Below are 10846 nucleotides of genomic sequence, written 5' to 3'. Positions count from 1 at the left end.
GCGCAGGCCCACTTGTAGGCACAAATCACAAGCGACTGCAAGTCAACGGATATGAGATAAGTCATTTAACCAAATAAAATAAAACGATTTGCATATCACTGTCACTCATTCCATTGCGTTCCAATGATTAGGATCTGATATCATCAACCGCATGCTTATAGTTAACCTCTGCAATGAAAATGGTATCGTTAATATGTTCGCAGAATTTTAATTTATATTTATACACAAACGTTCTTTAGCACCAGATACCAGCGGAATAGGCAGGATATGACGGCTCAGTCTTTTTCCAGATCGAAGGCGCTCCAGACGAAAGCTCTGCAACTCATTCCCGCAGGATGCCACACCTATGCGAAGGGCCTCGATCAATATCCTGTCCTTGCGCCGGGCTTCATTGCGCGCGGCCGTGGCGCTCACGTGTGGGACGTCGACGGCAACGAGTTCATCGAATATGGCATGGGCAATCGAGCCGTAACGCTCGGGCATGCCTTTCCCGCCGTCGTTGAGGCTGTGCAAAAAGAGATCGCGAACGGGTGCAATTTCACGCGGCCGAGCCCGATCGAAGTCGAGTGCGCCGAGCAGTTGCTGAGCCTCATCGGCGCGGACATGGTGAAATTCTGCAAGGACGGTTCCGACGCCACCTCCGGCGCGATGAAGCTTGCGCGGGCCTACACCGGGCGCGATTACGTCGCCTGTTGCTCGGATCACCCGTTCTTTTCGGTGGATGACTGGTTTATGGGCACGACGCTGATGGGCGCGGGCGTGCCGCAGGCGACGAAAGACCTGACGCTGACGTTCCGCTATGACGACCTGGACGGCGCGGCGGCGCTTTTCGACCGCTATCCCGGCAAGATCGCGGCTATCATCCTCGAACCGTCGCGCGGCGCAGATCCGAAGGACGACTTCCTCCATCGGCTGAAGGAACTCTGCCATCGCAATGGCGCGCTGTTCGTTCTCGATGAAATGATAACGGGATTCAGGTGGGCAAATGGCGGCGGGCAGGCGCATTACGACATAGAGCCCGACCTGAGCACTTTCGGCAAGGCGCTCGGCAACGGCTTTTCCGTGTCGGCGCTGTGCGGCAAACGCGAATTCATGCGGCTCGGCGGCTTTCACCACTACGACAAGCCGCGCGTCTTCCTGCTTTCCACGACCCACGGTGGGGAGACCGGGCCGCTCGCGGCAGCCATCGCCACCATCGAGACTTACAAGCAACAACCGGTCATCGAAACGCTGCACCGGCTTGGCGCTTCGCTCCGCGATGGCTTCGAACAGGCGATCCGCCGTCACGGGCTCGGCGACTATGTCTCCGTCGTTGGCCGCGATAGCTGCCTCGTCTTCGCCACGTTCGACCGGGACCGCAGGCCCTCGCAGGGATACCGCTCGCTTTTCCTGCAAGAGATGGTCCGCGGCGGCGTTATCTGTCCTTCGCTCGCCGTCTGCTATTCGCACACCGCAAACGATATCGCGCGGACGCTTGACGCAGTGGATGCATCGCTTGCGGTCTATGCCCGCGCGCTCGATGACGGCTTCGAAAGGCACCTCCATGGGCGTCCTTCGCAAATCGTGCAGCGAAGCTTCAACGTACCCGGCGCTTTCGACGAGGATTTGGGCGCCTGATATGCCTCTCGTTTATTTGAACCGTTCTGGCAAACATCTGAAACCGGCGATGTTCGAAACCCCGTATCATCCAATGAGAAAGTTTCAGAACGCACAAAGTTAAGGATTTACGGGGCGCGGAATGGGAAAACTCGACAGGACAGGCGGAGCAAGGACGGATGTCGCGGCGGGGCGCGGCCCAGTGCAGGCGGCCAATATGTTGCGCGCCCTTGCCAATCCGCACCGGCTTCAGATCCTGCGCCTTCTCGATCAGGCCCCGCATACGGTAATGGATCTTTGCGAGCGCCTGAGTTTGCGGCAAAGCCTCGCCTCGCAGCATCTCGCGCGGCTGCGCCTTGACGGCATCGTCGCGGCCGAGCGGCAGGGCCATCACGTCATTTATTCGCTCAGCAATGCGAGGGCGCGGGCGATCCTCGACATTCTCGACGTCGACCGGCCCGCGTCGCCGGGTTCGACGCGGTGCGGAAGTGCGGCGGAGGCTCTCGATAGCCGCGCCTGACAAGCGGTTTGGTTCCAGGTCGGCCCGAATCCTGCATATTGGACCATGACCCACCGCCGGTAGTTGTTGTCGCAGCCCCCCGGAATAGACTACATCGTGGGTTCGTGCCGGTTTACAAAGCCGGCCGCACCTGAGCGGAACTCTCGATGGATTATTTCGCCCAACAATTAATCAACGGTCTGACGCTGGGCTCGATCTACGGGCTCATCGCGATCGGCTATACGATGGTGTATGGCATCGTCGGCATGATCAACTTCGCGCATGGCGAAGTGTTCATGATCGGCGCGTTCATTGCGCTCATCGCCGTCCTGTCGCTGTTCGCGCTTGGCGTTACGGCGGTGCCCCTCGCGCTGCTTCTGGCGCTCGTCATCGCCATGGCGCTCACCGGGCTTTGGGGCTGGGCCATAGAGCGACTCGCCTATCGCCCCTTGCGCAACTCCTTCCGCCTCGCGCCGCTCATCACGGCCATCGGCATGTCGATAGCGCTGCAAACCTTCGTGGCGCTGACGCAGGGCGCGCGCTCGAAGCCGCTGCCGCCCGTCATCCGGGGTGGCTTCACCCTGTCCGAGGGCAATGGCTTCGCGGTAAGCCTGTCCTACATGCAGATCCTCATCATCGTGACGACCGTGGTGGTAATGGCGGCCTTTTCGTACCTCATCAACAGCACGTCGCTTGGCCGCGCGCAGCGCGCCTGCGAGCAGGATCGCAAGATGGCGGCGCTCTGCGGCGTGAATGTGGATCGCACGATCTCGCTCACCTTCGTGATCGGCGCTGCGCTCGCCGCCGTCGCGGGGCTGATGTTCCTCGCCTATTACGGCGTGATCGACTTTTTCGTGGGCTTCGTGGCGGGCATCAAGGCATTCACGGCCGCCGTGCTCGGCGGGATCGGTTCGCTGCCGGGCGCGATGCTGGGCGGCCTCCTCATCGGTCTCATCGAAGTGTTCTGGGCGGGCTACTTCACCGCACAATACAAGGACGTGGCGGCCTTCTCGATCCTCGCCATCGTGCTCATTTTCATGCCGTCGGGTCTTCTCGGCCGCCCCGAAGTGGAGAAGGTCTAGGCGATGACGGACACGCTTCAGCCCGAAACGTCGCCCGTCACCCGAACCCTTCCCCGGGGCCACATCACCGCCGACGTCCTGAAAGACGCTGGCATCACGTTCGTCATCGCGCTTTTGCTGTTCGGCTCCATCGTGGGCTTGCGCACCGACACCGTGAACGGCGTGCTGGTTCTCATTCCGCAATTCGGCAAGGCGCTGGCGCTTGCCACCGCCGTCGCCGTGGGCCGCCTCCTGCTGGACGTCTTTATCTGGCGACGGATGACGGACGGACGCACATTCGCCTCGCTGATTCCGTCGGCGCTGCCGGTTTTGAAGGTGGCGGGCGCGGTCGGCGTCACCTTCGGGCTGGCGCTTTACAGCATTCCGGGCTTCCGCGCGTCGCTGGTGGCGGGAGCGGGTTCTGGCCACCCTGCCCTCGGCGCAATAACCGACCTCATCACCTTCGCATGCGAGAGCACGTTCCTCGTAATTGCCGCCATGAGCATCGTGCGGGCGGCGCGCCTCGTCATCGGGCAAACGCCGGATGAAGCGGTCGGGCAAGGCATCCTTAGGCGCTTCACCGCCGATTTCGGGCGCGAATTCCCCATTGCGCTGCTTCTGATCGCGCTCGCGCTGCCCATGCTGACCGCGGGGCCATCGCAGCGCTACGCCATCGACACGGCGACGCAAATCCTGATTTACGTGATGCTCGGCTGGGGCTTGAATATCGTCGTCGGCCTCGCTGGGCTGCTCGACCTCGGCTACGTCGCGTTCTACGCGGTCGGCGCATACACCTACGCGCTGATTTCGACGCAATTCGGCTGGTCGTTCTGGGTCTGCCTGCCGCTCGCGGGGTTCTTCGCGGCGCTCTGGGGCATCACGCTCGGCTTTCCTGTGCTGCGCCTGCGCGGAGACTACCTCGCCATCGTGACGATGGCTTTCGGCGAGATCATCCGCATCGTGCTGTTGAACTGGCAGAGCCTGACGGGCGGACCGAACGGCATCAACAGGATCCCGAAGCTCACTTTCTTCGGCCTGCCCTTCGAGCGCACCGGCGACGGCACATTCGCGAGCGTGTTCGGGCTGAAGTTCGACCCGCTGCACCGCATGGTGTTCCTCTATTACGTCATCCTCGCGCTGGCGCTCCTCACCAACTTCATCACGTTGCGCCTGCGCCGCCTTCCCATCGGCCGCGCCTGGGAAGCACTGCGCGAGGACGAAATCGCCTGCCGGTCGGTCGGCATCAACACGGTGACGACCAAGCTGACCGCGTTCGCCATCGGCGCCATGTTCGGCGGCTTCGCGGGCTCGTTCTTCGCCGCCCGTCAGGGCTTCATCAGCCCCGAGTCTTTCACCTTCATGGAGTCGGCTCTGGTGCTCGCCATCGTGGTGCTGGGCGGCCTCGGCTCGCAGCTCGGCGTCGTGATCGCGGCCGTGATCCTCATCGGCAGCGCCGAGCGCTTCCGCGACCTCGAAGATTTCCGCATGCTGATTTTCGGGCTTTCCATGGTGCTCGTCATGATCTGGCGTCCGCGCGGGCTCATGTCCGGCCGCACGCCATCGGCCTTCCTCAACGCGAGGAAAAACATATCGGGCAGCTTCGTCAAGGAAGGGCGCGGCTGATGGCAGACGGCGTAAGCGACGCAACTCGCGACGATCTCCTGCGCGTGGAGAACCTCACCATGCGCTTCGGCGGCCTTGTCGCCGTCGACAAGCTGTCCTTCACCGCCAGGCGCGGCGACATCACCGCCATCATCGGCCCGAACGGCGCGGGCAAGACCACCTTCTTCAACTGCATCACCGGCTTCTACAAGCCGACCGAGGGGCGCATCGCACTCGCTCACGGCTCGGAAGCCGCGTTTGAAGCGCTGCCCGCGGCGACGTTCCGGGGCAAACAGTGGACGAAGGCGAACGGCGCGTGCGCGGTCTTCCTCCTCGAACGCATGCCGGGATTTGAAATCGCGCGGCTCGCCCGCGTTGCGCGCACATTCCAGAATATCCGCCTGTTCGCGGGCATGACGCTGCTCGAAAACCTGCTCGTCGCGCAGCACACGGTGCTGAACGCCGCCTCGGGTTACACCATCGGCGGGTTGCTCGGCCTTGCGAGTTTCAAGCGCGCCGAAGCCGCAGCCATCGACAAGGCCGCGTACTGGCTCCGCGAGATAGGTCTCGTCGATCGCGCCGACGACCCGGCGGGCGACCTCCCCTACGGCGCGCAACGGCGGCTCGAAATCGCGCGCGCCATGTGCACCGATCCCGTGCTTCTGTGCCTCGACGAGCCGGCCGCCGGTCTCAACCCGCGCGAAAGCCATGAGTTGAACGCGCTCCTTCTCAAGATCCGCGAGGAGCATGCGCTGTCCATCCTTCTCATCGAGCACGACATGGGCGTCGTCATGCAGATTTCCGACCGTATCGCTGTGCTCGACTACGGCAAGAAGATCGCCGAGGGCACGCCTGACGAAATCCGCGCCGATCCGCGCGTGATCGCGGCCTATCTCGGCGTGCCCGACGACGAAGTGGAAGACGTTGGCGCGGAGGTCGGGCTATGAAACCGCTTCTCACCGTGCGCGGCGTCGAGACCTATTATGGGGCAATCCGCGCGCTGAAAGGCGTGGATATCGACGTGTTCGAGGGCGAGATCGTCACGATGATCGGCTCGAACGGCGCGGGCAAGACCACGCTCATGAACACCGTCTGCGGCGATCCGCGCGCGCGCTCCGGCCGCATCGTGTTCGACGGCCGCGACATCACCGCCATGCCGACGCATGAGATCATGCGCCTGTCCATCGCGCAGTCGCCGGAGGGCCGCCGCATCTTCCCTCGCATGACGGTTTACGAGAACCTGCTCATGGGCGCGCTGCTCGGCCCCGGCGATGATGCCTCGATCAAGGAAGATCTCGCGACCGTCTTCGGGCTGTTTCCCGTGCTCGAACGCAGGCAGGGCCAGCGCGGCGGCACGCTTTCGGGCGGCGAACAGCAGATGCTCGCGATCGGCCGCGCGCTCATGGGGCGGCCGAAACTCCTCCTTCTGGATGAGCCGTCGCTCGGCCTCGCGCCGCTCATCGTGCGGCAAATCTTTTCGGTCATCCGCGACCTGAACCGCACGCAGGGTCTCACCGTCTTCCTCGTCGAGCAGAACGCCTTCCACGCGCTGAAGCTTGCCCATCGCGGCTATGTGATGGTCAACGGCCAGATCACGATGTCGGGGCCCGCCGCCGAGCTTCTCGCGCGCGACGACATCAAGGCCGCCTATCTCGAAGGGGGCGTTCATGCTTGAGGGATCGCCGGAATACCGCCTGCTAACTCCGGGGGCCGCTTCATGGGCGTGATCTGGGAAACATCGCCTTGGGCGTTCCTGTTCGTGACTGTGTTCGCGGGCGGTGGCGCGGCCTTCATGATCGGGCGGGCGGCGGCGCGCGGCTGGAACCCGTTCTGGCAGGCGGTCCTTCAGGTGATGCTGCTGTCGGCGGCGGTGCGCTTTCTGCATTGGGGACTGTTCGCGGGTGCGACGCTTGAAAGCTGGCGTCAGTCGCAAGGCTCGCTACTATCGCTGCATTACTATCTCGTCGATGCAGTTGTACTGCTCGTTTTCGCGGCAATCGGGTTTTCCCGGCAACGCACTGTGCAAATGCTACGGCAATATGGATGGCTCGCTGTGGAAACGAGCCCGCTGACATGGCGACCGTTGCGCGACGCCAAGAGCCCGCCGCAATCCCGTCGTGACTGATCTTCCGCATCCGCAGTCGATAAGTAAAAAGCACTTGGAGAGGACGACATAATGCGAGCAATTCTGGCAGGTTTAACGCTTCTCGGTCTTGGAGCAGCCGCTCCGGCCTGGGCCGATGACATCTCGATCGCGATCGCCGGGCCGATGACCGGCAAGGAAGCGACCTTCGGCGCCCAGTTCAAGGCGGGCGGCGAGGCAGCCGTTGCCGACATCAACGCGAAGGGCGGCGTTCTCGGCAAGCAGCTCAAGCTCGAAATGGGCGACGACCAGTGCGACCCGAAGCAGGCGCGTGCGGTGGCGGAGCAACTCTCGTCCTCCGGCGTGGCGTTCGTAGCGGGCCACTTCTGTTCGAGTTCATCGATCCCCGCTTCGAGCGTCTATAATGAACAGGGTATCGTGCAGATCTCGCCCGGCTCCACCAACCCGAAGCTGACCGACGAGCGCCCCGGCGATTTCACCTATCGCATGTGCGGTCGTGACGACCAGCAGGGCGGTGTCGCGGGTGCCTATCTCGCGAAGGAGTTCGCCGACAAGAAGATCGCGATCCTGCACGACAAGACGGCTTACGGTCAGGGCCTCGCCGACGAAACCAAGAAGGCGCTGAACGCGGCCGGCAAGCAGGAAGTCTTCTACGAGGCAATCACGCCCGGCGAGAAGGACTACACCGCCGTCGTCACCAAGCTGAAGCAGAACGGCGTCGACGTCGTCTATCTCGGTGGCTACCACACCGAAGCGGGACTTATCATCCGCCAGATGCGCGCGCAGGGCATGAAGACGATCCTTGTCGGCGGCGATGCGCTCGTCTCGACTGAACTCGGCTCGATCGCGGGCGACGACGTGGAAGGCACGATGATGACCTTCTCGCCCGATCCGCGCAAGAACCCCGCCGCCAAGGAAGTGGTGGAAGCGCTCGAAAAGAAGGGCATCAACCCGGAAGGCTATGTCGTCTACACCTATGCGGCGGTCCAGACTTGGGCGCAGGCCGCCGAAAAGGCGGGCTCGATCGAAGGCGACAAGGTCGTGGTCGCGATGAAGGATCTTGAGTTCGACACCGCGCTCGGCAAGTTCAAGTTCGACGCGAAGGGCGACCCGAACCTGCCGTCCTATGTGTTCTACCGCTGGGGCAAGAAGAACTACGAGCAGATCCAGTAGACTTGCAAGTCATTCCGTGGCGGTCGAACGGGCCGCCGCGGAGCATACCTTTCGGCGCTTCGCATCGGCGGAGCGCTTTTTTTTTGAGGGCGAGGCAGGAGGAAAGAGCGACGCCCGTGCAGAAGGGCGGTCCACCGCCATATAGTTGTTGAAATAGGGTTTACGCAATCTTGGATTGCGGCGGGCATTCCGCAACCTTCACGCGAGACACAGCGAGAAGGCACCTCAATGCGGCCCGCATTTTCACCGACGCATCACTTCGCTTTCGTGGATGGGCTGCGTGGCCTGGCGGCGCTCGCCGTGCTCGTTTTCCATTATCAGCATTTCTTCATGCCGAAAGCGGGCGAGATGCCGTCCGCGGACGTGATCCAAGGGCTCCCTCTGTATTCGATCGCTTACCCGTTCTACAATTACGGGTGGATCGGCGTTCAGATCTTCTGGATCATATCGGGGTTCGTATTCGCCCATATCTACTTGCGCGCGCCAAAGATGACAGCGGCCGACTTCTTTCTCCGGCGCTTCGCGCGGCTCTATCCGCTACACTTCGCGACGCTGCTGGCGGTCGCCGCCCTTCAGGCGATCAGCATTCGGTCGACGGGGCACTTCCAGATATACGAGAACAACGACGCCCAGCATTTCCTATTGCATCTGTTCATGGCGAGCAACTGGTTTCAACGGGACGATTGGTCTTTCAACGGGCCGATCTGGTCGGTATCCGTGGAAGTTCTCATCTATGCCGTGTTCTTTGCACTGATCCCGTTTCTAACGCGGCGACGGTTCTTGCGCTTTCTCGCGGCTTTCTTCTTCGTCGGACTGTATGGCCTCGGCTTCAAGCACGTGGCTATCGAGTGCGCTGTGTGCTTCTTCGCCGGCGCATCGCTTTACACGCTGGCAGAATGGCGGGGGATGCGCCGGCGCGTGATCGTCGCGCCGGTGCTGGTCGCCGCCCTCGCGGTTCTGGCGATCTGTACGGCAAGGATGAGCGATAACAAGACAGTCCTGCTATGGACCTTCGCGGTCAGCGCCGTTACGGTTTTCGTTTGCCTCGACCTTCTGCTGAGCCACCGGGCGGAATGGCTGAAGCGCCTCGGCGACATCTCCTATCCCGTCTATCTGCTGCATGTGCCGGTGCAGATCGCTCTTCTGACCGCGTTCGATTGGGGCGTGTTCGATCGCTCGATGACGACAAGCGCCTGGTTCATGCTCGCGTTTATCGTCGCCATAGTTCTAGCGGCTCTCTACACGCATCGGCATTTTGAAATGCCCGCGCAAAAGGCGATCAGGGCCGCGCTCAGTCGAACCTATGCGGGAGAGAAGGTCGCCGCATAGATCAGCCTGCGTGAGTCGAACTCTCGACAACAAAGACGTACAGTGTCGCGCCGCGTCTACGGCACGACGTTGTAGAGCCCGTCTCGATCGGTCGCATCGCAATTCGTAGGGGATGCGGGTGTGCGCGCTGAAAGGGATGACGGACTTGCCGATGCACTCCGAGAACCGGATCTGATCCGGGAGTACGTTCTAGCCTATCGCGCCGAGCGCGAGCGCCTTGCGGCGGATGAGGCCAAGGCGCGGAAAGACGTTGAAAAGCGCCTTGCTGCTGCCAAGCGTAGCTTCGATCGGATCGTCGATGCCATCGCCGATGGTTCAGTCACGACCGCCACCGTGCGGGACAAGTTGGCAATTCTTCAAGCGGAGATGGATCGCCATCAAGCCGATTTTGCCGCAATACCAGCGCCGCTGAATGTCGTCGACCTGCATCCGGCGGCTCTTCAGCGTTACATCTCCCATCTCGAAAAATTGGCAACCGGCCTAGCCGGTGAAAACGTCGAAGCTGAACGCGAAGTTATGCGGGAGCTGATCGACCGCGTGATCGTTTACCTGTCGCCCAAGGGCAAGATTGATGTGGAGGTGCGCGGAAAAATCACCTCCCTCACGGGAGACGAGCACTATCCCCCTCCCGCCAAGCGGAGAGTCTTTAATGTTGGTGCGGGCGGCCCCGAACGATCATCAACTCCCACCGACGTTCACGCTAGGCCGCCTCGCATTGCAGGATGCCCGCCGATCTCCGATAGTCAGGCCGCGCCAGCACGCTCAGGCACCGGCATTCCGAGCCAATCCTTGTAGAACGTGTCGATATCCGGCTCGAAATCGTGGATGACGGGATACCATGGCGTCGGCGCTTCGACATCGTGAAGCGTCCCGCACTCCGGGCAGAAATACTCGCGCAGCACCTGCCATGACGGGGTCGGGGCCATCAGGCGCGGATAGATCTGCTCAAGCTTCTGCGGCGTGTCGCGCACATTGATGAGCGCGTGCAGCTTCCAGTTTTCCTTCCAGCCGCAAAAATCGTGGCCGCATTCGCAGCGGGTCATCCACTCCTTCGTGTCCTGACGCTGAACGATGTAGAGCTTCGGGCCGAGCGGCAGGATGATGCGATCCCTCCACGGCAGGCGCTCCTGCAGGATGTCGATATAGGTGGCGAAGCGCTCCGCATCCTTCGGCATGGAAAGCATCTGGTGCAGCGTGTCGTGGTCGATGCGGCCGTCGATGAGATCGGCAATCTTGGTGCGTGTGTAAGACATTGCGTTTCCTCGATTTTTATAAGTTGGGGACGCGCCGGCGGGCGGCACCGGCGCGCGTTCGGCCTCTATTCCTCGACGAACTGGACGAGCTTCACATCCGGCAGTTCCGACAGGTCCATCGAGTATTTCGAGCCGTAATGAGGGATGTCGAGCTCGTCTTCGGTGAGCTGCCAGCTGTCCGGCAGATCCCAGAACGACCGGAAGTCTTTCTCGAACTTCGGCCCAAGCG

Annotated in this window: 11 protein-coding genes; 10 read left to right on the top strand and 1 reads right to left on the bottom strand. The window is 62.0% G+C overall.

What is annotated here, in order from left to right:
- Positions 1–267 precede the first annotated feature (267 nt).
- From T281_RS06370 to T281_RS06320, 10 genes are all read left to right on the top strand, one after another.
- Entirely contained in the window at positions 268–1617 is a 1350-nt protein-coding gene (locus tag T281_RS06370; protein ID WP_037235960.1) for a glutamate-1-semialdehyde 2,1-aminomutase, read from the top strand.
- A gap of 121 nt (positions 1618–1738) precedes the next feature.
- Complete coding sequence (locus T281_RS17510; RefSeq protein ID WP_052037172.1) at positions 1739–2116, top strand: ArsR/SmtB family transcription factor; 378 nt, start codon at positions 1739–1741, stop codon at positions 2114–2116.
- A gap of 146 nt (positions 2117–2262) precedes the next feature.
- Positions 2263–3177, top strand: a complete 915-nt coding sequence (locus T281_RS06360; protein WP_013418504.1) for an ABC transporter permease subunit — start codon at positions 2263–2265, stop codon at positions 3175–3177.
- A gap of 258 nt (positions 3178–3435) precedes the next feature.
- The gene (gene livM, locus T281_RS06355; RefSeq protein ID WP_081796641.1) at positions 3436–4779 is read left to right on the top strand and encodes a high-affinity branched-chain amino acid ABC transporter permease LivM; all 1344 of its coding nucleotides are present in this window, start codon (positions 3436–3438) and stop codon (positions 4777–4779) included.
- The gene (locus T281_RS06350; protein ID WP_037235958.1) at positions 4779–5705 is read left to right on the top strand and encodes an ABC transporter ATP-binding protein; all 927 of its coding nucleotides are present in this window, start codon (positions 4779–4781) and stop codon (positions 5703–5705) included. The genes livM and T281_RS06350 overlap by 1 nt, the downstream gene beginning before the upstream one ends.
- Positions 5702–6433 carry an ABC transporter ATP-binding protein gene (locus T281_RS06345; RefSeq protein WP_037235956.1) on the top strand — a complete coding sequence of 244 codons (732 nt, stop codon included), beginning with the start codon at positions 5702–5704 and terminating at the stop codon, positions 6431–6433. The genes T281_RS06350 and T281_RS06345 overlap by 4 nt, the downstream gene beginning before the upstream one ends.
- A 42-nt stretch (positions 6434–6475) precedes the next feature.
- A complete protein-coding gene (locus T281_RS06340; RefSeq protein WP_037235953.1) occupies positions 6476–6883 on the top strand; it encodes a DUF6867 family protein in 408 nt (135 codons plus the stop codon).
- Between the two features lie 51 nt (positions 6884–6934).
- The gene (locus T281_RS06335; protein ID WP_037235948.1) at positions 6935–8035 is read left to right on the top strand and encodes a branched-chain amino acid ABC transporter substrate-binding protein; all 1101 of its coding nucleotides are present in this window, start codon (positions 6935–6937) and stop codon (positions 8033–8035) included.
- A 228-nt stretch (positions 8036–8263) separates the two neighbouring features.
- A complete protein-coding gene (locus T281_RS06330; RefSeq protein WP_052037171.1) occupies positions 8264–9364 on the top strand; it encodes an acyltransferase family protein in 1101 nt (366 codons plus the stop codon).
- Between the two features lie 120 nt (positions 9365–9484).
- The gene (locus T281_RS06320; protein WP_037235941.1) at positions 9485–10159 is read left to right on the top strand and encodes a hypothetical protein; all 675 of its coding nucleotides are present in this window, start codon (positions 9485–9487) and stop codon (positions 10157–10159) included.
- Here T281_RS06320 and T281_RS06315 read toward each other — a convergent pair.
- On the bottom strand, positions 10108–10617 hold the full coding sequence (locus T281_RS06315; protein ID WP_037235938.1) for an acetone carboxylase subunit gamma: 510 nt from the start codon (positions 10615–10617) through the stop codon (positions 10108–10110). The genes T281_RS06320 and T281_RS06315 overlap by 52 nt on opposite strands.
- Positions 10618–10846: the final 229 nt, after the last annotated feature.

This window comes from Rhodomicrobium udaipurense JA643, from assembly GCF_000636015.1.
Lineage (GTDB): Bacteria > Pseudomonadota > Alphaproteobacteria > Rhizobiales > Rhodomicrobiaceae > Rhodomicrobium > Rhodomicrobium udaipurense.
The sequence above is the reverse complement of the archived record's forward strand: the minus strand, read 5'-3'. Positions and strand labels throughout refer to the sequence as shown.